The following is a 22,060-nucleotide window of genomic DNA, read 5'->3' on the forward strand; positions in this document are numbered from 1 at the left end:
CATCACATCGACGGGCGACACGCCAATGTCGTCCGAGCTAGTTGCCTTGCTACCCCCGCAAACGCCCGGAATTCAAGTGCGCGTGGGTTTTCCTGTTAATGTTCCCTGATTGATTCGGGGAAGCCAGGCAGGGCTGGGCACTAAACGTTCATGGCAAAGGATTCCGACCCACTGGCGGATGCCTTCGGCGACAAGGAGACCGGCGGACTGTTCTCCGGACTCTTGGCAGAAGAAAGCACATTCGATCGCCGGATGATGTGGCGGCTGGGCTCGTGGGGAGTCGCGGCCGTCGGTGCCGTTGTGGTGGCCGTGCTGGGCAACCAGGCCCAGCTCGGCTGGCGGCGCGACCAGGTCGCCTCGGCCGATCTCGCCCGCCAGTCCGACCGTCTGCAGGTGCTGACCAAGGAAAGCCAGCTCGAGGCGCGTCGCCTCGCCTCCGCCATCGAGACGCTGAACACCGATCGAGACCGACTCTATTCGCGCGTCACGGTGCTCGAGCAGGGACTTGATTCCGTCACCGGCGCCATCGCCAAGCAGAGCGCGACATCGCCGCAAGCGCCCGCGTCGAAGCCGCAGGACACGCCGATCGCCACCGCACAGCCCCCGGCTCCGGATGTCGCGCCGGTCGCGTCGACCGCGGCCTCGCTGGTCGACAAGCCGCGCGCGGGGGCCGGCAAGGAGCCCAAGGAAGCGTCGAAGGAAGCGTCGAAGGACAGCTTGAAAGACGCGGCCAAGGATCAACCGGGCCCGCCGCCACAGACTGCCTCTGCCGCATCGCTCGTTCCGCTGACGACGTCGGCGGTGCCGATCCTGCCGTTGGTGCCATCGAAGTCGATCATGGCGCCGCCTGATCCGGCGGCTTCGAAACTGATTCAGCCTCAACCAGACGCCTCGGAGCAGAAGCCCGAGTCGACGCCCGCCCCGACCGAAGTCGCCGCGGCGCCAGCCAAGCCCCCCGAGGCAACCGAAGCCGAGTCTCCCGCAATCGCAGTCCAGCAGACGCGCTTTGCCATCGATCTCGGCGGTGCGAACTCGGTCGACGGCCTGCGCGCGCTCTGGCGCAGCCTGAGCAAGTCCCATCCGGAGGTCGCCGCACTGCGGCCGATCATCATGATCAAGGAAGGCAATAACGGCCTCGGCATGCAGCTCCGTCTGGGGGCCGGCCCCTTGATCAATGCTGCCGCCGCCGCAAAGCTTTGCGCAGGCCTTGCCGAGAACGACCGCCACTGCGAGACGACCGTGTTCGACGGCCAGCGCCTGTCGATGCGCGGCGGCGCTGACAAGGGCCAAGACAAGGGACAAGATAAGGGGCAGGACAAGGGTTCAGACAAGAACCAGGACAAGAGCTCGGAGAAGAGCCAGGAAAAGAGCCAGGACGCGGTGCCGCAAGCTGAAACCGCGCCTGCGCCCGCGCCCGCCGCCAAGCCGGACAAGCGTCGCCGAAGCTACTCCTCCAAGCGCTCGTCAAGGCGCGAGGAGCCGGCGCCGCCGCCTGCACCCGCGCCGCAGCCGGCCGCTCAGGCCAAGCCGGAGACGGCATCGGCGAGTTCGACGATAACGTCGTTTTTCAGACGTTGAGGGGATCAGGGCTTCCGATTGAAACGCCGGAGCATCTCGCCTGAGACAGCGCCGCCTAGAGAGCGGCCATCAACTGGCTGATCTTGATTGCCCCGCAAATGATCATACCCCAAAGCGCAAAATTGACCTGCAACGCTTCAACCATTGCCAACCTCGCTCGCATCCCCGCAGTCGCGTTCTTGAACGACGTGATCTGCTTCTGATTAGATCTGCGATCACGCCTACGCTTCAAGTCGAATGTTAGGCGACGTTGAAATTCCCGCAAATCCGTATGGCTACGGTTCTAATGCGTTCGGGATGCCGCAAATCCATGCAGCGGCCCCTCCGCGATGCCCCCCGGTGCAAAAATCCCCCCGCCCCTGTTGCTCCCTCCCGCCATCCCGACCATATTGCCGGCATGACAAAGAAGCCGTTTCGCCTCACGCCCTACCAGGTGCAGTTTCTCATCGTCGTCGGTTTCGTCACCGTCGGCTGGGCGCTCTATGTGCGCTATCTCGCGGTCGAGTTCTCGCAGGTGGCGCTCGCATGCGATGCCGGCCTGCAGACCATGATCTGCAAGGCGCGCTCTGTGTCGACGTCGCTGTTCAAGAATTCGGTGTTCGGCATCGTCGCGCTGGTGATCGCGACGCTGAACCTGATGCGGCCGTCGATCGTGCTGCTCACGCTCGGCGTGGTCGCAGCCGGCCTCGGCATCGTGCTCTACAACATCGTGCTGTCGGGCCTGGCGATCGGCCTGCTCATCCTTGGCTTTGCTCGGCCCGCGCCCGCCACAGCGTGAGCGCGAACAAGAGGTAGATCGCGCAGGTCCACATCGCCTGCCAATTGTCGCGGCCTTCGTTCAGGATCACGTAGACCGCCGACAGCGCCAGCAGCCCTGCGAACACCGCTTCCGCGATCGGTCGCACGCCGATCTGCGGGCGGTTCAGCATCAACAGCGCGAACGGCACCACCGCCATCGTCAGCGAGGCATAGGGGAAGTCGCGATAGCGCGGGTCGAACACGAAGCCGAGCGCGGTCTCGGCTGCGATCACCGCCGTCACCGCCAGGGTCAGGCCCAGCACGGCCGAGAGCTTTGACCATTTCCGCCCTTCGCGCGGACCGAGCAGGTCGAGGAAGCTCGGCAAATTGCGGCCGATGACAAGCGCCTGCGCGCAGAAGATCGGCGACAGGATGCCGGCGAGCAGCAGCATGCCCCATTGCAGCCAGCCGCCCCAGCCGTAGCTCTCGTAATACATCTTGTCGACGGCGATCCCGAGCAGGATGCCCGCCGATGTCGCGGAGATGCCGACGCCGAGCCAGGCCGAGAAGCGCGGCGTCCAGGGCCGGCGGCGCAGCGTGATGCCGGCCACCGCGAACACCAGCACGCTGAGGACCATGCCGGCGCCCATGTACCATTTCCAGAACGGGAAATTGCTGATCGGCTCGCCCGGCGGATATTTCAGCTGGCGCCGGACGGAGTCGATCAGGCCCCAATAGCCGCCGACGGTGCCCTCGAGCCGCCGCTTCCACGGCTGGTCATAGGCCTCGATCAGGTTGACGCGAAACTTCAGCGCCTTCGCGAGCCCGAGGATTTCCGAGACCACGCGGGCCTGATTGGTGCGCGACGGCAGCGCGCCCTCGCGCATGCGGCCTTCGCTCGGCCAGCCGGTCTCGCCGATCAGGATTTCCTTGTCGGGGAACGCCACCGCCATGCGCTCGCGGATCGCCTCGACGTGGCTCGCGGCGAACTTCGCCTTCACCGGCATATCCTCCCAATAAGGCAGGATGTGAATCGTGACGAAGTCGACGGCGTCATAGACCTCGCGGTTCTTCAGCCAATATTCCCAGACGTCGGCATAGGTCACGGGCACGGTGACCTGCGCCTTCACCGAACGGATGATTGCGGTGAGGTCCGACGTCGTCATCTCTCCGCGCAGCAACACCTCGTTGCCGACGACGAGCGCGGAGATGGTGTCGGGGAATTCCTTGGTGAGGCGAACGGCGGTCGCAACCTGTGCGAAATTCTTGGCGCGGTTGCTGCCGAGCCAGATGCCCTGGATCACCTTCAGCCCGCCGATCCTGGCCGCGACCGAAGGCACCTGGTCGAGCCCGTTCTCGATCGAGTAGGTGCGGACGCAGTCGGTGATCTCTTTGAGCTGGCGCAGATCCTGCTCGAGCTGGTCAGCCTCGATGTGGGTCCATTCGTTCAGCGGCGTCTGGTCGCCCCGGAACGGGGCGTAGGAGACGCATTGAACCTTGTCGTTGGGATCGATGGGCGCGCGCGCGAGCGTGATCGGCGTGGCAAGCCACCACCACACGGCAGCAATCGCACCCAGGGAGACGAGCAGGAGCGCCAGTGGCGTACGAAGTGAAATCGGTTCCGTCCTCCGCGAGGGTCCGTCGATTACCTGCTCGCACGCCATCTGCCAAGGGGGTGCGGCAGGTCGGCTGCGCGCTCTCCCCGGGGAATTGGGCTGCGGCCGTTCGACCGGGCCCTAGGATCGTGACTTTGCTGGACAAAAATCCAATTACAGGTCATTGGATTTTGCGGGACTTTTCCGCCGCATTGGAGACCCATTTGGACGCCATCACGTCGGCGTCCGCGAGGTCCTCCCGCGCGGGCGGACGGCTGAGATATTGGGGAATTCATGCGGCGACGGGTGTTCGAGTTACGAAATGCGGTCCTGCGGCAGTTCGCCGCCACTTTGGCCGTCTCTTCCCTTGTCCTCCTGGCCAACATCGGCGGCGTTTCCGCCCAGAGCGGCTCGCCCGCGCCTGACCAGGGCAAGGCTGCCGCCCAGCCCGCCGACGCCGCCAAGGACGCCACCGCCCAGAACCAGCGCCGCACCGACGAATTCGCCGAAGCCGCCCAGGCCATCAACGGCCCGGCCGGCAACCCCGAATGCGTCTGGCTCGGCCGGCGCGTGGTGCGGCTGATGTGGCGGGATGACCTCGATACCGCGTTCCGCCATCTCGACCTCTATGACCGCTTCGGTTGCCCCGGCGGCCACATCCAGGCGGCGTTCCGCTGCCTGACCCGCTTCGGCGCCCAGATCGATCCCAAGATCGCCGAGACCCTGGACAGCCGGGTGCACGCGTGCTGGATCAATCCGGCCTCCCAGCCGCAGCAGGCGGCCGCCGCGGCCTCCCAGCCTCCGGCGCCGACGGCCGGCAATGCGCAGCCGCCCCAGCCGGCCGCGAGCCCCGCGCCTGCGGCAAGCCCGTCACCCGCTCCCCAGAAATAGCCGCGATCGTTTCAGCCGCCGTTCAGGAACGATCGGCGATAGCAACTGACGGCATTGCCGCGCGTTAACCCGACCGAACAAGGCCATGCCCTGATAAGGACATGAGGCCATGACAGTTGAGAAACCGCGCGGCAGAGGTATGCTCCATTTGCCGCGGACTTGGTCGGATCTCGGGGTCGGATCCGCTGCCCTGCCCCCTCAGCCCCTTTTGGTTTAGCCGCGATGCGCGTTGTCGCCGCCGTTCTGTTGCTCGTGTCCATGCTCCACGCCGGCCTCTGGGGAGTCCTGCGCGACAAGGAACCTGCGCCGGACTTCAAGGGCCTGTTGCCGAGCCTCTCCTACACCCCGTTCGAACCGGGGCATGTCGTCGACAACAATGTCGATCCCGACAAGATTCGCGCCGACATGAAGAAGCTCTCCACCATGACGCGTGCCATCCGCTCCTACTCTGCGACGGAAGGCAACGAGCTGGTGCCGCCAATCGCCGCCGAATTCGGCCTCAAGGTCACCGTCGGCGCCTGGATCGGCAAGGACCCTGATCGCAACGAGCGCGAGATCAAGGCCGCGATCGAGCTCGCCCGCAAGAACAGCAACGTCAACGGCGTCGTCGTCGGCAACGAGGTGATCTACCGCGGTGAGCAGAAGGTCGAAGACCTCATCGAGATGATCAAGAAGGTGAAGAGCGCGGTCCGCGTGCCCGTCACCACCGGCGAGATCTGGAACATCTGGCGCGACAACCCCGACCTGGCCTCCAACGTCGACTTCATCGCTGCGCACGTGCTGCCCTATTGGGAGAATTTCCACTCGGACGAGGCGGTCGACCAGGCTGTCGACCGGTACAACCTGCTGCGCAACCTGTTTCCCGGCAAGCGCATCGTGATCGCCGAGTTCGGCTGGCCGAGCGCGGGTTATAATCTGCGCAAGGCCGATCCGGGTCCGTTCCAGCAAGCGCTGACGCTGCGCAACTTCGTCAGCCGTGCCGAAGCCATGGGCATGGAATACAACATCGTCGAAGCGATCGATCAGCCCTGGAAGTTTTTTGAAGGCGGCGTCGGTCCTTACTGGGGCATCCTCAACGCCAGCCGCGAGCCGAAATTCGCCTGGACCGGTCCGGTCGAGAACCCCGATTATTGGAAGCTGATGACGATCGCGCTGCTGGTCGGCATCCTGTTGTCGCTGCCGATCCTGCGGCTGGAGCAACCGACCGCCAAGCAGGCGTTCTTGCTGTCAGCCACCGCCAACGGCGTCGGCGCCTGGGCTGCGATCGTGTTCGCGTTCTGGAACGGGCACTATTTCGTCTTCGGCTCGGCCTTCGCGCTGACGCTCGGCATGATCCTGCTCGTGCCGCTGGTGCTGATCGCGATGGCCCGCGTCGACGAGATCGCGGCCGTCGCCTTCGGCCGGCCGCCGCAGCGGCTGCTCGCCAAGGGCAAGCCGATCGAGAACGTGCCCGAGAATTACTACCCGAAGGTCTCGATCCATATCCCCGCGTATTTCGAGCCGGTCGACATGCTCAAGCAGACGCTCGATGCGCTGTCGCGGCTCGACTATCCGAACTACGAATGCGTGGTCATCATCAACAACACGCCCGACCCCGCATTCTGGCAGCCGATCCAGGACCACTGCCGCGCGCTCGGCGAACGCTTCAAGTTCATCAACGCCGAGAAGGTGCAGGGCTTCAAGGCCGGCGCGCTGCGCATCGCCATGGACCGCACCGCCGTCGATGCCGAGATCATCGGCATCCTCGATGCCGACTATGTCGTCGAGCCCGACTGGCTGAAGGACCTCGTGCCGGCGTTCGCCGACCCGCGCGTCGGCCTGGTGCAGGCGCCGCAGGAGCATCGCGACGGCGACCTGTCGATCATGCACTACATCATGAACGGCGAATATGCCGGTTTCTTCGACATCGGCATGGTCCAGCGCAACGAGCTCAACGCCGTCATCGTGCACGGCACGATGTGCCTTATCCGCCGTGCGGCGATGGACATGGCGGGCGGCTGGTCATCCGACACGATCTGCGAGGACTCGGACCTCGGGCTCGCGATCCAGGAGCTTGGCTGGACCACCCACTACACCCGCTACCGCTACGGCCAGGGCCTGCTGCCCGATACCTACGAGGCCTTCAAGAAGCAGCGTCACCGCTGGGCCTATGGCGGCCTCCAGATCGTGAAGAAGCACTGGCGGCATTTCCTGCCCGGACGGAGCCGGCTGACGCCCGACCAGAAGCGCGAATATGGTCTCGGCTGGCTGAACTGGCTGGGGGCCGAAAGCCTCGGCGTGGTCGTGGCGCTGCTCAACCTCATCTGGGTGCCGATCGTGGCGTTTGCCGACATCGCCATCCCGGACAAGATTCTGACGCTGCCGATCATCGGCGCCTTCGTCGTCTCGCTCGCGCACTTCCTGTCGATGTACCGGCTGCGCGTCGCGATCAAACCCGGCCAGATGCTGGGTGCCATGATCGCGGCCATGAGCGTGCAATGGACGGTGTCGCGGGCGGTCGCGCAAGGACTGATCACAGAGCACATCGCATTCGCGCGCACCTCCAAGGGCGGCCTGTCCAGGATGTCGATCGAGTTCCAGGCGTTCTGGGAGGCGGTGATCGGCGCCCTGCTGCTGATCGGCTCCGGCGTGCTGATCGCCTCCAACAGTTTCAGGCAGATCACCGAGATCTACATCTTCGCAGGCGTGCTGGTGCTGCAGAGCCTGCCGTTCCTCGCCGCGGTCGCGATTGCGATCCTCGAGCTCAGCCGCATCAACTCGTTCCAGTTCTGGCGCGACAGCGCGATCCGCACCGCCGAGCTGATCGGCTTGCGCCCCGTCGCGCTGCCGACACCCGCCGGCCCCGCACAGCCGGTGCCGAGCGAGGTGCGGCGGGAGGCGAACTGATCCGGGGCCGATTTGGGCGCCCCGGACCCCATGATTAAAAGTCACGAGGTCTTTGGGCGTGGATGACGGCTCACCAATCAGGTTCAAATCCCCGGCCTAAGCGCCGGAATCGGCGAGCAAATCCTCGCTACTGCCGCGTGTTTCGGCAGCCACCCCTGCTATTGACCTCCGCGTCCCATCCCCCTACACAGCGCGGGCCGAAAGCATGATCCGGAAACCGCCGGTTCTCCCCGCAGCGCTTCAGTCAAACGCGGGCAAGACATGCTTTTCCAAATGTCCGACGACGATGGCGATCAATCGGAAAGCCATCCGGCGGCCATGGGAGCGCGTAGCTCAGCCGGTAGAGCACGTGACTTTTAATCACGGGGTCCTGGGTTCGAGCCCCAGCGCGCTCACCAACAACTCCCCGAGTCATCATCTTCGCTAACAGTCGCAGGCGGGAGCGGTCCCGAACGGACTGTCACCGCAACGCGAAGGCGGGGACGGACGAAGACCCGTGGCGTGAGCCGTTAGGCCAAACTCACGCGAACAAGGGCCCAAGCAACTTACTCGACGCGCGCTCAGCTCTCCGGCGCAGCAACCGCAGCCGGCGCAGCAACCGTCGCGGGCGCGCTCAGCGGCGCTCCTCCCAGCGAAACGGGCCCTACGGATTTCGGTTGCCGAGCCATCCGCTTGCGCATCATGAGCCGATCGTGCGCGCGCAATTTTGGAATGGAGGAGGTTACTTCCGACATCATCGTACTTTGCAGCGTGTCGATCTTCGCGATCAGCGTCGAAAGCTGCGGCGATATCTTCTTCACGTCGACCCGTTCGTCCGTGATGCTCTGTCGGAGAGACAGGAGGGTCGTTGAATCCTGCTGCTGCAGAGCTGCATTTTGCTGCAATGAGGAATTGATCTCCAGCAGCGCGGCGGCCTGCTGCTGCTGGGCCGACTGGATATCCTTCAAGGCAGCGACGATCGGATCCGGCTTTGGCGCGGACTCTTCCAGACGAGGGAGCAGCGCAGCCAGGCTGGTGAGGTTCGGCGACGGAAGATCGAATGGCAACGTATAGATGGCCGCCGCGCCATTGATGGCCAGGGCACATACCGCCAATGCCAGGACCGATTTCCGGCTGGACTGCTTGACCACCGCGAGCGCTTCCGGGGCTTCAGGTTCGGGGCGGACCTCGGATGCGGCGACTGCAAGTGCTGCAGCATCGAGATGTTCGACAAAGCCCGGCGTTTCGGATGTCGTGGTCATGTGCATTGACCTCATGAGCAAGCAAAAGGAGGCCGTCGCCGGAACGTCCTCGCGACGCCTCCCTTACGCAGCACTCACAACAACTGACTTAAATTGTGGGCTTTTCAGATTAATTCCACGTTAGCGACGTGGCCGCGCGGCACACCTCGCCACCCCGGCCGATTACGGGGCGATGCGAACGGAAGAGCGGCGGCAGAGCACTGTGAACCCCGCGCGTCACTTCAGCGCGATCACAATCGTGCTCAGATTGGCCGCCAGTTCCAGTCCGGCCTTCGGACCCTGCAGGACGATCGTGACGCCCTTCTCGTTGCGGAGGTGGACGCCGTTGACGCCGCCGACCAGCGCAAAGCCGCCGCCGACGGAGCTGTAGGTGCCGGCGAAGTCGCCGACCTCGCGGATATCCGACGCCCAGCCGTCGAGACGGCCGATGGTGGCACCGGCGGTGATGCCGAAGCTCAGGCCGCTGACTTTGAACGGATAGGTCTTGCCGCGGTAGACCAGCGTTCCGCTGCCGACGCCGCCGCCGACGAGAAGGCCGGCCTTGACGATCTTGACCCGGACCTGACCGGCCGCCTGCGCGAATGATGGTGTCGCAGGTAGCGCGAGCCCCAGCGCCAGCAGGAGCATCGCAATCAGGCGGAACGCGCCGATGCGCCGTTCAGGGTTTTGCGGCATCGACTTTCTTCCAGGTCTCATCGGGGTCGAACAGCGTGGTGCGTTCGGCGATGGTCTCGGTACGCTTGCCAAGGTCCTTCTGGTAGACGGTGCCGGCATGATTGACGAGGAAGGTCATCACGCCGGAATTGCCGTATTCGGCAGGCCAGGCGATCAGGCCAAAGCCTCCGATCATCTTGCCCTTGACGACGTAGTTGAGCGCGCCGCCCGGCGCATCGCGGCCCTGCCCTTTGAGGATGTGAAAGTAGTAGCCGTGATAGGGCACGGGACCGACATCGCCTGCCCTGTAGCCCTCCTTCGAGGCCTCGGCCGCCAACGCGCCGAGCGGGCTCGGATCGCTGTCATCGCGCCAGAACAGGCCGTCCTTCTTGCCTGGTGACGAGACGATGCGCTGGGCATAAACACCGGCGCCCTCGCCGCGGTCCTTGTCGGCGTATTCGTTCTGCGCGTCGACATAGGCGAGCGCGGTCTGGATCGCGTCGAGCTCGTTGCGGCCGATGCGGCGACGAAGCACCTCGATCCGTCCCTCGTCGGTGTCGAACGCCCATCCGGTCTTGGTGTTCACGAGCGGGATCGGGAACGGGAAATCATCCGGTCCCAGCATCAGGGTCGCGGTCTTGTTGCCCTCCGCCTTGATGCCGTGCTTGGCGTCGTACATCGACGAGAAGCGCGCGCGGATGTCGTTGTCGGCGACCTCGTCGCCGGAGGCGACAATGTCCTCGGCGGCCCTGCCGAGCACCTTCAAGATGTCTTTCGGGCCACTCTTGACCGCGGCGGCAAGCGCGGCGGCTGCGTCCTCCGGCGACTTGTAGGATTCCTGCGCGAGGGCCGGCGAGCCGAACAATGCAAGCGCCACCATGCCGGGCAGGATCGCACGGCGGAACGATTTCAGGCCGATCATGGCATCACCTCCGCCGGGATCTTCGCGCCGCCGGCGACCCAGTCGCGGTAGGTGCGGAATGTCAGCCCGAGCTTTTCGTAATAGACCCGCAGATATCCGTCGCTGCCGCGGGTCACCGCGTCGGGCACCACCTGCTCGACCTCCTGCGCCATCACGCCGACATAGGCCTTGTCGTTGCCGATGTAGCTGAAGCGATAGTAGCCGAGGCCATTGGAGAGATGCCCGAGAAGGACGATGTCGTGCTTCAGAGCGATATCGGAGCGCCGGCCACCGCCGCCGCCACGACCTCCGCCACCGCCGAAGCCGCCACCACCGCCACGCATCGCCATGCCGCCGCCACCGCCACGGCCGGCCATGCTCGGCCCGCCGCCGCCGCGCGGCATGCTTGCCATGCTGGCACGTCCGCGTGCCGAGGCCGCGGCCGCCGACCGGCCGGAGGAGACGTTCATGGCGCCGCCGCGATTGCCACCGCCGCGATTGGCGCTCGCTGCCTTATTGCCGCCGCCACGGTTCGCTGCCTTGGCGCGATCGCCGCCGCCCTTACCGGCGTTCTTCGCCCGGTCGCCGCCGCCTTTGGCACGATCGCCCGCTCCGGCGCGGTCGCCACCTCCGGGCCGATCGCCGCGATTGCCGGCACGGTCACCCGCGCGATCCCCGGCCCGATCTCCGGCACGGTCACCCGGACCACCGCGATCACCCGCGCGGTCGCCTGCCCGGTCACGCGCTCCCTGGTCCGGACGCAGCACCTGGTTGCCGTCACGGCCGCGGAAATCCATCCGGTCGGACGCGCCGGCCCTGACGTTGGTGTTGCCGAAGCGCTGCTGAACATTGGTGTTGCTGTAGCGCACGCCGCCGCGATGCGCCGGATTGTGCTGCCAGCCGCCACTGATGTTGGTGGTGCGGTGATTGACGTAGACGTTGCGGTTGCCCCAGTTGCAGCCGCCGCCCCAGTAATTGCCCCAGCGTCCGATCGCCCAGGCCGTGCCGAAGGCGAGGCCCGCGGCGATCACCCCGGCGCCGATATAGGACGGGTAGCCCCAATAATACGGCGGATATTCCGCATAGGGCCAGGTGCCGTAGACCGTCGCCGGATCATAATACGGCACGTACATTTCGTCAGGGTTGGCCTGCTGGATCACGATCGCCTGCTTGCCCTCCTGGGTCTGGACGCTGACCTTCTGCTGCTTGGTGGTGACGAGCTTCTTGTTGTCATAGGCCTTGTTGCGCAGACGCTGGATCGCATCCATCACGTCGGGCTGCTGAGCGAGAAAGGCATCGCCGAGCTTCTGGGTCCAGTCGAGCTTGTCGCTCATCATGGTCAGGACATCGGCGGTGCTGGCCAATGCCTTGACGCTGTCATCCCAGGTCTGCTTGTCGACCTCGGTCTTCAGTGCATCGCCCTTCAGGCTCTTGCGCTCCTTCAGAAAGCGGTCAGCCTGCACCACTTCGAGCGGATAGGTCGAGGCAGCAAGCACGTTGGCGAGAAGCTCATCGGGATAGAGCGCAATCGGCGCGACGAGGGCTTCGAGCTGCTCCGGCTTCAGGAGCTCCGCAGCCGGCGGCGGTGGACTCGCGGGCTGCGCCTGCGCGCTCGGGGCGGCCGGCGTCGCCGGCGTGGTGGCCTGAGCCATTGCAGCGGCGGGCACCGCCGCCACCAGCGCAAGCGCCATCAGGATCTTGCCGCAGCGAAACATCGGAAACCTCCACAAAACTTTCCGTCCGCGACCATCGGGCCGGGGCAGAGGCGTTCGTTGATCGAGATCAACGAAACCGCGCCGCCGCGCTGTTGCAACGCAAGGCGCTCACGCGATCAGTTCGGCCTCCATCAGAAGCCGGCCGGGCACCGGTCGTTATCGGACGATCGGCAGCCTGACCGTGAACAGCGCACCGCCCGCCGGCAGAGTCTCTGCGGCCATCGTGCCGTGATGGGCCTCGACGATCGTCTTGGCGATCGCAAGCCCCATCCCCATGCCCTCCGGCTTGGTCGTGAAAAACGGATTGAAGACGTTTGTGAGATCGCCGGTTGCGATGCCGGGGCCGGTATCGGCGATCCTGATCTCGGCCTGGTTGCCCGCCCGGGCCGTCGACACGTTCACCTCGCGCTTCTTCATGTCCGCATCGGAGATCGCATCCATCGCGTTGATGATGAGGTTGAGGATGACCTGCTGGACCTGGACAGGATCGCCCTTGATCGGCAGAGCGGTGGCAGCAGGCACATAGCTCAGCGCAATGCGGCGTCCATCGGCGACGGCCGCGGCCAGCCCGATCGCCTCCCACACCGTGTCGTTGAGCTCGAGAGTCCTGATCTCGAACGGCGTCTTCCTCAACACGCTGCGCAGGCGGCGGATCACCTCGCTCGCGCGCTGGTCGTCGCGCCTGATGTCGGCGAGAATGTGCCTGATCTCGTCGATATCGGGCGAGGCTCCCTTGAGCATGAGCTCCGCGGTCTCGGCATTTGTCAGGATCGAGCCGAGCGGCTGGTTCAGTTCGTGGGCAATGGACGTCGTCAGCTCGCCGACGGCCGAATACCGGTTGGCATGCGCGAGCTCGGCCAGCCGCTGACGGGACTCGACCTCGGCGAGCTGGCGGCGGCGACGCTCATGCAGCAATCCGCTGATCAGGCCCGCCTGCACCAGGATGATGGCGGCGATGAGCAGCATCTGCCAGCGATAGCTCTCCCACATGGTCGGCTCGCGAAACAGAATCTCGCTCCCGGCAGGCAGACTGCTTTCGCTGATGCCCCAGCGCTGCAGCTCGCGCCAGTCGTATTTCGGCGCGGCAAACCCGATCGGTTCGTATTTGATGCTGGACGGCTTCTCGCCTTTGAGGATGCGGATGGCGGCATCGACAGTCTTCCGGGTCGTCTCGGCCGTTGAATGCATGGGGCCGCCGACGGTACTGCCGCCAAAGAACGGCTCCTGGTAGGAAAAGATGGGTGCATTCGCGACCGCATGAAGGCTGCGCAGCGCGATGTCGCCTTCATGGACGATTCCGGCGGCATCAACCGACATCAGGCCCCAGAACAGCACCGTGTGGGGCGGAAGATTCGCCGCTCGTTTCAGGATCTCCTCGAACGACAGGTCCGAAAACCAGACGAGCTCGAGCCGGCCATCCAAGGGCTTCAGCTCCCGCTTCACCTCGTCCATCCAGAACTGCTCGAGCGGCGACGCGCCGACGACGACAGCGACCGTTTTGGTCGCCGGCAAAACCTGAAGGATGTTGTTGAATGCGGCCAGGAAATCATTGCGGACCGACACCACCACGTCGTTGTCGGTGAGGTCCGAGCGATTGACGAGCCGTTGCTCGACCACGGTCAGCACCATCGGCGTGTCGGGGAAGAGTTTGGCCCGGTATCTCTGCACGAACCGCGCCGCCGGCGCGCCGATGCTCAGCACGATGTCGGGGAATGCGCCTTGATACAGCGAACTGAGATATTCGACAAAGGGAGCCTCCGGACCCGGATTGTTGAAGCGCGCTGAGAGCAGCGTGTGCTCCTGGACGTCGAGCGGCCATGGCGACTGACGCACGAGCTCGGCCTTGATGCTGCGGGCATACTCGCTCCACGGCCGAAACTCGCGGCCGAAGGAATGCAGGATCAGGACGCGCTTGAGCTCCCCGCCCAGCTTCCGTTCCACGGCATTGGCCGGCCCCGCCAACGTGCACACCGCAACGAACAGGCCAAGGCACAACAGCGCGGCCATCGCCGACCGCGACCTGAGCGTGTCAGTCGACATCCGCCTGTTCATGCTCCAATCCCGCGGCTTCCGACGGCCGCTTTCGGGACATTCTAGCGGGAATGGCAAGGCGCGGACAGCCCTTGGACCTGCCGCTAAGTCGCCGGGCAACGATGATAGCGGATCTCCATGTCCTCCATGCCCGGGAAGAGGCGGATCACGCTGTCGGCATCCAGCGCCTTCAGGCTGAACTGAACGTTGGACAGCATCATGTCGGTCGCACACGCCGCGATCAGATTGACATCCGGCCCGTTGTCCTTCCGCGCCTTGATCCGGCAGCGCGCGAACTTGCCGATGATCTGGTCGCCTTCGACGATGAAACCACCGCCGTAGACGTCCGACATGTCGGTGAAGCCTATCTGCGCGCCCTTGCGCACGAAGACTTTCGCGCAATTGTCGGCATCACTCGCCCAGGCGCCCTTGAGATCGACTGCGTTAGCCCTGCTCCCGGTGACGAGCACCGAGGCGAACAGCAATCCGCCCAATCCAAACAATTTTCTCGAATTCATTTTTGATTCCCTCGCGTGCTCAGTGCCTCAGTGCCCGCTCATCACCAGCGTCTTGATCGGCATCAGCAAGGCCTGGATACGCAGCAACAACGCATGCACGAGGCCGACGCCATCCACCACGTGGAGCGCGATCGCCCGGCCGGTGCTGGTGTGCTCCGCGGAAATCTCCTCGTGATTGCTGGTATAGGCGTTGACGATGCAGCTGCTGCCGGGCGTGACGCCGTCGAGCCCGTTCTTGTACAGCGGTTCGAGGAACACCAGGATCGTGCCGGGTTTGGGACCGTTCTCCGCCTCAATCAGTTGCTGGCCGCCTTGGAACTGTCCGGCCGCGATGTAGTCCTGCACGCTCGTGATGACCATGGGAATGATGACCCACGGCTTGGAGATGCAGGCTGCTTCCGCCACCATGCCTGCTTTCAACACGCCGGCCTCGATCTGGCCGAAGCCGGCCTGAAGCGTGCTCTTGCCCGAGCCCTCCGGAATGAGAATGCCGGCGGGCCGCATGATCTGCGCCACGAGGTCGCCGGGACGAAGGAAGAATTGCTCGACACGACCGTTGACGCCAGCCCGGATAGTGGTTTTGTCGAGATCGACCTGGGCCTGATCGAGCGCGGCCTGTGAACTCGCCTTCTGCGCCGGAAGCAACGTAGAGACTTGCAGGCTCGCGGCCTGCTTGGAGGCCGTCGCGGCATCGACGCCCGACTGACGCTGATCGACCAGTACCTGGAGCTTGTCGATGTCACGCTGGGCAACGATGCCGGGATTGCGGCGCTGCAGCTCGCTCTTGACGTCGAGTTCGTCCTTGGCCTGCTGATAATTCGCCTTCGCTTCGCCGATCTGCGCCTCCGCCTTGACGACATCGGCCTGCGCCGTCTGCATCGCGGCGTCGATTTCGGCAACTTTTCGCTTGGCCGTCTCCACAGCAGCCCGCTGCTTGGAGGCGTCCAGGGTGAACAGCACGTCGCCCTTCTTCACCTCCTGGCTGAAGCTGACTTTCACCTCCTCAACGCGCCCCGATCCTTCCGGCAGAATCGGTACGGTGCGGTAGTACAGCGTCGCCGAATCCGTCGCGGGATGGAAATAGAAGATCATGGTGATGAGCGAGATCGTCAGCATCAGGCAACCGGTGATGCCCCAGCGGAGCTCGTACCAGACCGAGAAGAAGGTGATCTCCTTGCCAAAGCGCTTGCCCTGCACATAGCGACGGTAGAGATAATCCGGCACGATCGTAAGGAGCGAGCAGAACATCAGCTCAAACATGGCTGTGCTCCTTCTTGGCGATATCCGACGCGCCCGCGGCGGCAGGGGCAGGACCGGCCTCTATCGGCGCGTCGTCCTGCCCCGGTGTCGCGTCGGCGATCTTCTCGACGGAGTCAGCGATGCTGCGCAGCGGCGTTCCGAAGTCGGGAATATCGATCAGTGCGAGCAACAGGCCCGCGATCCAGAAGATGTGCATGTGCGTGAATAGCGAGATCAACCCAAGCACCGCGACGAACTCGAACTGCAGCTTCTGCGACTTGTGCGCCATTCGCTCGGGGAGGCTGTGCAGCCGCCAGTACAGTGTGCCGACCCAGAGCACAGTGCCGATCAGGAAAATCCCCATCACGACCATCAATGTGTCGGTACCGCTTCCGGGCGCCAGATAGAATGGCAGATGGTGCGGTGCCATCGGATTTAGCTGCTCGTTCAAAGGTCTCTCCCGGCTCAACGTGCTCTTGCGGCACTGTGTTGGGGCAGCTTCCCAATTTGCTTGATTTGAATCAAGGGAATGCCCCTCACCGGACATAGCGTTTTGTGAATGCGTTTGAATAATCACAGGGAGCCGCTGCCATGCCCGGCCTCGACGATCTCATTCCCAACGCCACCCAGATCCGGAAGGAAGCCGCTCTCAAGGAGGCGGAGAAGGCCGAGGAATATGTCCGTCTCGCCACGGCTGCCGAGGCCGAGAAGCGCGCGCTGATCGAGCGCCTGAGCAAGCCCTCCGGCAAGAGCGAAGAAGAGAAGATCAAGCTCGCCGCCACCATCATCCAGCGTGCCGTGCGCAACGGCCTGACCGAGGTGCTGGTCTACCGCTTCCCGAACTCGCTCTGCACCGACAAGGGGCGCGCCATCAACCAGATGGAAAAGGGCTGGGAAAAGACGCTCACCGGAATCCCCAAGGAGATCTTCCAGCTCTGGACCGATTATCTCCAGCCGCGCGGTTATCGCATCGCCTACCAGATCATCGACTTCCCCGGCGGCATGCCCGGCGATATCGGCGTGACCATTTCGTGGGACGAGTAACGCGTGCAATAGCGAAAGGACAGGCATGGCCAAGGACGAGCCCGCGGAAAAAATGAAGCGCAAGGCCTATGAGAAGGAGCTCGAAAAGCTCCAGGTCGAGCTGTGCCACCTCCAGGAATGGGTCAAGGCCCAGAAATTGAAGGTGATCATCATCTTCGAGGGCCGGGACGCCGCCGGCAAGGGCGGGACCATCAAGGCATTGACGGAGAAGGTGAGCCCGCGGGTATTCCGGGTCTGCGCCCTGCCCGCACCGTCCGACCGGCAAAAGTCCCAGCTGTTCCTGCAACGCTATATCGAGCAATTCCCGGCCGGTGGCGAGATCGTGATCTTCGACCGCAGCTGGTACAACCGCGCCGGCGTGGAATATGTCATGGGCTTCTGCTCGCCGGCCGAACACAAGCGCTTCCTGGAATTGTGTCCGCTGGTCGAGAAATTCGCCGTGGACGCCGGCATCATCCTGATCAAGCTGTGGCTCGAGGTCGGGATGGAGGAACAGGAGCTTCGCTTCAAGGCACGGATCGAGGATCCGCTGCGGCAGTGGAAGCTGAGCCCGATGGATACCGAGTCGTTCGGCCGCTGGTACGATTACTCCCGTGCGCGCGACATGATGTTCGAGGCGACCGACACCAAGCATGCGCCGTGGCGGCTGATCCGCTCCGACGACAAGCGGCGCGCCCGGCTCAACGTCATCTCGCATATCCTGCAAAGGATCCCCTACAAGAAGATCAAGCGCGAGAGGGTCATGCTGCCGCCGCGCTCCCACAAGGGGCGCTACAACGACCAGGCCAGCCTGCGCGGGCTGAAATTCGTTGAGGAGCGTTACTGAAAAGCGGAACGGGCCGGGGGTAACCCAGCCCGTTCTCCCTCGCCGATGTCCTTCGTCTATTTCAGCTTGATCGTGACGCCGCCCACCGCGGCCGACACTTCCGCGCCGACCTTCGGTCCGCTGAGCTGAAGGATCACGCCGTTGCCGTTCTGCAACTGCACGGCGCCCGCACCGGCGGCAACAGCGCCACCCGCCCCGCCTGCCGCGTAGGAACCTTCGATCGACTGCGGCCCTTTGAGATTGAGCGCGCGGCCGACCAACTTGGTGGTCGAAGCGCCGATCGTGAATCCGACGCTCATGCCGGAGACGGTGAAGGGGTATTTCTTGCCCCTATAGACCAGCACGCCCTCGCCACCTCCGACGCCGACGATGAAACCGCCCTTGGTGAAGACGACGGCGACCTGCCCGGTATCGGCACGCGACGGCGTGCTGAAGGCCGTGACAGCGGTTAAGGCAAGAGCAGCACCAACAACAAACCCTTTCATGACTTTCGTTCCCCATTTGAGATTGACGTCCAACCAGTCCGGACCAGTACGCCGGCCCTATCGCGTCGCCTTGGCATTCCCGCTTCCCTTGGCGGCCTCGTAGGCGTCCCGATAACCGCGCGCGATGGCCCGAACGCCGCGACCGATGTCGTCGTAGACGTCGTCGGGAAGATTGGCCAATGACACACGCAAGGACCATTCGGGCGCATCGAAACCGCCGCCGTTCAGCAGGACGATGCCGTGGGCCTCAGCCAGGCGGAATGCGAGATCGAGCGGATGGATATTCTTCTTCAGATAGTCGACGGCTTCGTTCCCGATGTTCTTTCTCGCCCAGAACTCGAAATCGATCAGTCCGTAATAGGCGTCGTAGTTCGGATTGGGCGTCATCTTGTCGGCAAGCCCGAGCCCGTCGAGCAGCGCCCACAGGCGCTTGTTGACGATTTCCATACAGGCGGCCTGATAGGCCTTCTTCGTGTCCAGCATCTCCGAGAGCGAGAACAGGCTCATCATCACCTGCTGCGGCAGCGACAGGCCCGCCGTGTGATTGAGTGCGACATCGCGACTGTCGGCAACGATGCGGTCGATGATTTTCAGCTTGCGCGGCTCCAGCGTCAGCGGCCCGTAGCGCTTGTCGAGGGCCTTGACCGCGGCCTCGGGAAGCTTGGCGATCATCTTGTCGAAGATGTTGTCTTCGTGAATGGCGATGGCGCCAAGCCGCCACCCCGTGCAGCCGAAATATTTGGAATAGGAATATACGCCGATGGTGTTGTGCGGCAGCTCGCCCAGCAGCGAGCGGAAACCATGGACGAAGGTGCCGTAAACGTCGTCAGTCAACAGCATGAGATCGGGGCGTTTGGTCTTGACCAGCTTGCTCAGCTTGCCGATCGTTTCCGGGCTCACCCCCATCCCGCTGGGATTGGCCGGGTTGACGATGAAGAATGCCTTGATCTTCGGATCTTCCAGCTTCTTGATCTCGTCGTCGGTGAACTGGAATTTGTTCTCCTGCGGCGCCTTGATCTGGACGACCTTGAGGTCGTAGTCCTCCAGATGCGTCATCTCGATGTAGGGCGTGAAGATCGGCGTTCCCAGCGCGATGGTATCGCCGGGGAGCAACAGGCGGTTGGCCTTCAGCGACTTGAAGAGATAGCACATCGCAGCCGTGCCGCCCTCGACCGCATAGATGTCGAACTTGCCCGATGGCCGCGGTTCGCCGCAGACGGCCCACATCAGATATTCGTGTACGATCTTCTCGTTGTGCACCAGCATGCGGTCCGGCACCGGATAATTGTCGCCGATGATGGAATCGACGAGCTCGTGGATGAAGGCATCCGGCTCGAAACCGAATTTCTTGACTGCAAAGGGCAGCATCTCCGTAAGGAAGCTTGCGCCCGGCATGTCCGAATGCTTGGCGAGCCAGGCCTCGTAGCGTGCGGCAATGCCCTTGGCCTGGGGCATGCCACCGATCCCGGACGGGTGCTCCATGACCCGCTTGCTTTCGGTGATCGCGAACTGCCCGAGCAGGAAGAAGCCCTCGCGCGGCGTGGTGGCCACCCAGTTCGGGTTACCGCGGCCGGCGTTCAGGAATGCGGATTGCGTCCGCTTCGACGTCGCCTTGGCGAGATTGATCAGCTCGTCCTTGATCTCGAACGGGCTCAGTGCCTCGAATTTCTTCAGCGTCAAGATATCGGCCATATGACACTCCCGAACGATGCGATCTGTTGGGACGAGGTGGAGCAGGCTTCCCTGCCTGCGTCATCGCGCTCAGGATGATGGGCAGCCAGCGGCTTCCCTTGATCTAGCTCAAGGGTCTTGCAACCCGCCGCTGTCCCGCAACGCAGCGCGATGTGTGTTGTCGATCCTGCACGCTGCAAGGCTCGGCCGTTGACATAAATCAACATGTCCGGCGTGGGCCATCGCCTCATATCGCTCGATACGGCTTCAGATCTCGTTCTCGAGATCTTCGCATCCGATGTGGCGCGGAGCGAGCTGGGCGCGTGCCGATGCACGAAGGGGTGACATCATGATCGACTGGTTCTTTCAGACGCTCAAGAGCTATCCGGAAATCGCGATCTTCCTGTCCTTGGCCCTGGGCTATTATTTCGGCTCCTTCACCTACAAGGGCCTCGGGCTCGGAGCCGTCACCGCGACGTTGATCGCCGCTGTGATCATCGGCCAGATCGGCATTACGGTGACAGGTCCGCTCAAGCCGTTCTTCTTCCTGATGTTCCTGTTTGCCATCGGCTACGGCGTCGGGCCGCAATTCGTGCGCGGCATTGCGCAGGACGGTGTCCCACAGGCGATTTTCGCGGCCGTCGTGTGCGTGTTCTGCCTGATCTCGGCGTATGTTGGAGCAAAACTTGCCGGCTATGATGTCGGTTCAGCCGCCGGACTTTATGCCGGCTCGCAGACGATCTCGGCATCGATGGGCCTTGCAACCGATGCCATCAACCGACTTGGCCTCTCGCCGGAGGACACCAAGAAGATCCTCGATGGCATGCCGGTCGCCTACGCGGTCACCTACATCTTCGGCACCGTCGGATCCGCCATCGTTCTTGCGCTGTTGGGCCCCGCCCTGCTCGGCATCGACCTCGAAGCTGCGTGCAAGAAATATGAAGAAGAGCACGGCGGCAAGAAGCAGCTGGGCGGTCCCGGCACCGCGTGGCATCAGTTCGATGTCCGCGCATTCCGCGTTCGCGAGCGCGGCCCGGTGGTCGGAAAAACGGTGCGGGAGGCCGAGGCGCTGCTGCCCGACCATCGTGTGTTCATCCTGCGGCTGAGACAGGACGGCAAGATCATAGACGCCACCGCGGATGCCGTGATCCACGCGAACGATGTCGTCGCCGTGGCCGGCCGGCGCGATGTGCTCGTGCAGTTGATCGGCGAGCAGGCCGAGGAAGTCGATGATCGGGACCTCCTCTCGATGCCGATCGAGGGCGTCGATGTCTACGTGACCAGCAAGGACGTCGACGGCAAGACCCTGGAGCAACTGGCGCAGATCCCGGCATCGCGCGGCGTGTTCCTGCGCAAGATCACCAGAGGCGCCATCGCGGTCGATATCCCGATCCTCCCCAACACCAAGATCAATCGCGGCGACATCGTCACCATCGTCGGGCGCACGCCTGACGTCGCGGCCGCGACAAAGATGCTCGGCCGGCCGGACAAGGCGACCGACGTCGCCGACGTGGCCTTCATCGGCGCCGCCATCGCCATCGGCGCGCTGATCGGCGCCATCGTCTACAAGATCGGCAGCGTGCCGCTCACGTTATCAACCTCCGGCGGCGCACTGATCTCGGGTCTGTTCTTCGGCTGGCTGCGCTCGGTGCATCCCACCTTCGGGCGGATTCCCTCACCGACCGTCTGGTTCATGAACTCGGTCGGTCTCAATGTCTTCATTGCGATCGTCGGTATCTCGTCGGGACCAGGATTCGTGGCTGGCCTCAAGGCGCAAGGCATCGGCCTGTTCCTCTGGGGGGTCGCTGTGACGACCGTGCCGCTGATCCTCGCCATGTATGTCGGCAAATATGTATTCCGCTTCCATGACGCCATCGTGCTTGGATGCTGCTCGGGCGCTCGCACCACCACGGCCTCGCTCGGCATGATCAACGATCGCGCGCGCAGCCAAATTCCCGGTCTCGGCTACACCGTCACCTACGCGGTCGGAAACACGCTGCTGACGATCTGGGGCATGGTTCTCGTCATGCTGATGACGTAGAGATCG

The 22,060-nt window shown here is 63.9% G+C and carries 18 protein-coding genes and 1 tRNA gene; 8 read left to right on the top strand and 11 right to left on the bottom strand.

All coding sequences use genetic code 11. The annotated features are described in order from the left end of the window. The first annotated feature begins 150 nt into the window (after positions 1–150). Both NLM31_RS23185 and NLM31_RS23190 read left to right on the top strand, forming a co-directional pair. Positions 151–1,578, top strand: a complete 1,428-nt coding sequence (locus NLM31_RS23185; protein ID WP_254193780.1) for a hypothetical protein — start codon at positions 151–153, stop codon at positions 1,576–1,578. A gap of 397 nt (positions 1,579–1,975) precedes the next feature. After that, on the top strand, positions 1,976–2,356 hold the full coding sequence (locus NLM31_RS23190; RefSeq protein ID WP_254131559.1) for a hypothetical protein: 381 nt from the start codon (positions 1,976–1,978) through the stop codon (positions 2,354–2,356). Here NLM31_RS23190 and NLM31_RS23195 read toward each other — a convergent pair. Next, positions 2,316–3,980, bottom strand: a complete 1,665-nt coding sequence (locus NLM31_RS23195; RefSeq protein ID WP_254135416.1) for a beta-(1-6) glucans synthase — start codon at positions 3,978–3,980, stop codon at positions 2,316–2,318. The two genes, NLM31_RS23190 and NLM31_RS23195, sit on opposite strands and share 41 nt — an antisense overlap. Positions 3,981–4,205: 225 nt before the next feature. On the opposite strand from NLM31_RS23195, the gene NLM31_RS23200 reads away from it, so the two are divergent. From NLM31_RS23200 to NLM31_RS23210, 3 genes are all read left to right on the top strand, one after another. Next, the gene (locus NLM31_RS23200; protein ID WP_254193781.1) at positions 4,206–4,802 is read left to right on the top strand and encodes a beta-1-3, beta-1-6-glucan biosynthesis protein; all 597 of its coding nucleotides are present in this window, start codon (positions 4,206–4,208) and stop codon (positions 4,800–4,802) included. Between the two features lie 222 nt (positions 4,803–5,024). Continuing rightward, on the top strand, positions 5,025–7,688 hold the full coding sequence (locus NLM31_RS23205) for a glycosyltransferase (RefSeq protein ID WP_254193782.1): 2,664 nt from the start codon (positions 5,025–5,027) through the stop codon (positions 7,686–7,688). A 322-nt stretch (positions 7,689–8,010) separates the two neighbouring features. Next, positions 8,011–8,086, top strand: a tRNA-Lys gene (locus NLM31_RS23210). 162 nt (positions 8,087–8,248) lie between these two features. On the opposite strand, the gene NLM31_RS23215 is transcribed toward NLM31_RS23210, so the two are convergent. From NLM31_RS23215 to NLM31_RS23250, 8 genes are all read right to left on the bottom strand, one after another. Next, entirely contained in the window at positions 8,249–8,935 is a 687-nt protein-coding gene (locus tag NLM31_RS23215; RefSeq protein ID WP_254193783.1) for a hypothetical protein, read from the bottom strand. Between the two features lie 210 nt (positions 8,936–9,145). Continuing rightward, positions 9,146–9,604, bottom strand: coding sequence for a hypothetical protein (locus tag NLM31_RS23220; RefSeq protein WP_254193784.1), 459 nt, complete (start codon positions 9,602–9,604; stop codon positions 9,146–9,148). Next, complete coding sequence (locus NLM31_RS23225; protein WP_254193785.1) at positions 9,588–10,505, bottom strand: DUF2950 domain-containing protein; 918 nt, start codon at positions 10,503–10,505, stop codon at positions 9,588–9,590. Before NLM31_RS23225 ends, NLM31_RS23220 begins: the two co-directional genes overlap by 17 nt. Continuing rightward, positions 10,502–12,199 (bottom strand): DUF3300 domain-containing protein, encoded by a 1,698-nt coding sequence (locus NLM31_RS23230; RefSeq protein WP_254193786.1) that lies wholly within the window; start codon positions 12,197–12,199, stop codon positions 10,502–10,504. Before NLM31_RS23230 ends, NLM31_RS23225 begins: the two co-directional genes overlap by 4 nt. Before the next feature lie 156 nt (positions 12,200–12,355). Further along, complete coding sequence (locus NLM31_RS23235; RefSeq protein WP_254193787.1) at positions 12,356–14,251, bottom strand: sensor histidine kinase; 1,896 nt, start codon at positions 14,249–14,251, stop codon at positions 12,356–12,358. Between the two features lie 83 nt (positions 14,252–14,334). Next, positions 14,335–14,748, bottom strand: coding sequence for a hypothetical protein (locus tag NLM31_RS23240; RefSeq protein WP_254193788.1), 414 nt, complete (start codon positions 14,746–14,748; stop codon positions 14,335–14,337). A 27-nt stretch (positions 14,749–14,775) separates the two neighbouring features. Beyond that, complete coding sequence (locus NLM31_RS23245) at positions 14,776–16,008, bottom strand: HlyD family secretion protein (RefSeq protein ID WP_254193789.1); 1,233 nt, start codon at positions 16,006–16,008, stop codon at positions 14,776–14,778. Further along, positions 16,001–16,417, bottom strand: a complete 417-nt coding sequence (locus tag NLM31_RS23250) for a hypothetical protein (protein WP_254196249.1) — start codon at positions 16,415–16,417, stop codon at positions 16,001–16,003. The genes NLM31_RS23245 and NLM31_RS23250 overlap by 8 nt, the downstream gene beginning before the upstream one ends. A 161-nt stretch (positions 16,418–16,578) precedes the next feature. Here NLM31_RS23250 and NLM31_RS23255 point away from each other — a divergent pair, with 161 nt between their 5' ends. Then, positions 16,579–17,031, top strand: coding sequence for a hypothetical protein (locus NLM31_RS23255; RefSeq protein WP_254193790.1), 453 nt, complete (start codon positions 16,579–16,581; stop codon positions 17,029–17,031). A gap of 25 nt (positions 17,032–17,056) precedes the next feature. Continuing rightward, complete coding sequence (gene ppk2, locus NLM31_RS23260; RefSeq protein ID WP_254193791.1) at positions 17,057–17,857, top strand: polyphosphate kinase 2; 801 nt, start codon at positions 17,057–17,059, stop codon at positions 17,855–17,857. A 56-nt stretch (positions 17,858–17,913) separates the two neighbouring features. On the opposite strand, the gene NLM31_RS23265 is transcribed toward ppk2, so the two are convergent. Together NLM31_RS23265 and aspD are read right to left on the bottom strand one after the other, a co-directional pair. After that, entirely contained in the window at positions 17,914–18,342 is a 429-nt protein-coding gene (locus NLM31_RS23265) for a hypothetical protein (RefSeq protein WP_254193792.1), read from the bottom strand. 57 nt (positions 18,343–18,399) lie between these two features. Beyond that, on the bottom strand, positions 18,400–20,034 hold the full coding sequence (gene aspD, locus NLM31_RS23270; protein WP_254193793.1) for an aspartate 4-decarboxylase: 1,635 nt from the start codon (positions 20,032–20,034) through the stop codon (positions 18,400–18,402). Positions 20,035–20,362: 328 nt separating this feature from the next. Here aspD and aspT point away from each other — a divergent pair, with 328 nt between their 5' ends. Next, entirely contained in the window at positions 20,363–22,054 is a 1,692-nt protein-coding gene (gene aspT / locus NLM31_RS23275; protein ID WP_254131574.1) for an aspartate-alanine antiporter, read from the top strand. Positions 22,055–22,060: the final 6 nt, after the last annotated feature.

Origin of the sequence: Bradyrhizobium sp. CCGUVB4N (assembly GCF_024199945.1) — a bacterium.
Classification (GTDB): Bacteria; Pseudomonadota; Alphaproteobacteria; order Rhizobiales; family Xanthobacteraceae; genus Bradyrhizobium.

Bases quoted from the DNA above. Each gene is read 5' to 3' on its own strand.
- NLM31_RS23190 (WP_254131559.1), top strand. From the start codon at position 1,976: ATGACAAAGAAGCCGTTTCGCCTCACGCCCTACCAGGTGCAGTTTCTC.
- aspD (WP_254193793.1), bottom strand. From the start codon at position 20,034: ATGGCCGATATCTTGACGCTGAAGAAATTCGAGGCACTGAGCCCGTTC.
- NLM31_RS23215 (WP_254193783.1), bottom strand. From the start codon at position 8,935: ATGCACATGACCACGACATCCGAAACGCCGGGCTTTGTCGAACATCTC.
- NLM31_RS23185 (WP_254193780.1), top strand. From the start codon at position 151: ATGGCAAAGGATTCCGACCCACTGGCGGATGCCTTCGGCGACAAGGAG.
- NLM31_RS23245 (WP_254193789.1), bottom strand. From the start codon at position 16,008: ATGTTTGAGCTGATGTTCTGCTCGCTCCTTACGATCGTGCCGGATTAT.
- NLM31_RS23230 (WP_254193786.1), bottom strand. From the start codon at position 12,199: ATGTTTCGCTGCGGCAAGATCCTGATGGCGCTTGCGCTGGTGGCGGCG.
- aspT (WP_254131574.1), top strand. From the start codon at position 20,363: ATGATCGACTGGTTCTTTCAGACGCTCAAGAGCTATCCGGAAATCGCG.
- NLM31_RS23205 (WP_254193782.1), top strand. From the start codon at position 5,025: ATGCGCGTTGTCGCCGCCGTTCTGTTGCTCGTGTCCATGCTCCACGCC.
- NLM31_RS23240 (WP_254193788.1), bottom strand. From the start codon at position 14,748: ATGAATTCGAGAAAATTGTTTGGATTGGGCGGATTGCTGTTCGCCTCG.
- NLM31_RS23235 (WP_254193787.1), bottom strand. From the start codon at position 14,251: ATGAACAGGCGGATGTCGACTGACACGCTCAGGTCGCGGTCGGCGATG.
- NLM31_RS23225 (WP_254193785.1), bottom strand. From the start codon at position 10,505: ATGATCGGCCTGAAATCGTTCCGCCGTGCGATCCTGCCCGGCATGGTG.
- NLM31_RS23220 (WP_254193784.1), bottom strand. From the start codon at position 9,604: ATGCCGCAAAACCCTGAACGGCGCATCGGCGCGTTCCGCCTGATTGCG.
- NLM31_RS23195 (WP_254135416.1), bottom strand. From the start codon at position 3,980: ATGGCGTGCGAGCAGGTAATCGACGGACCCTCGCGGAGGACGGAACCG.
- NLM31_RS23200 (WP_254193781.1), top strand. From the start codon at position 4,206: ATGCGGCGACGGGTGTTCGAGTTACGAAATGCGGTCCTGCGGCAGTTC.
- NLM31_RS23265 (WP_254193792.1), bottom strand. From the start codon at position 18,342: ATGAAAGGGTTTGTTGTTGGTGCTGCTCTTGCCTTAACCGCTGTCACG.
- NLM31_RS23255 (WP_254193790.1), top strand. From the start codon at position 16,579: ATGCCCGGCCTCGACGATCTCATTCCCAACGCCACCCAGATCCGGAAG.
- ppk2 (WP_254193791.1), top strand. From the start codon at position 17,057: ATGGCCAAGGACGAGCCCGCGGAAAAAATGAAGCGCAAGGCCTATGAG.
- NLM31_RS23250 (WP_254196249.1), bottom strand. From the start codon at position 16,417: ATGGCACCGCACCATCTGCCATTCTATCTGGCGCCCGGAAGCGGTACC.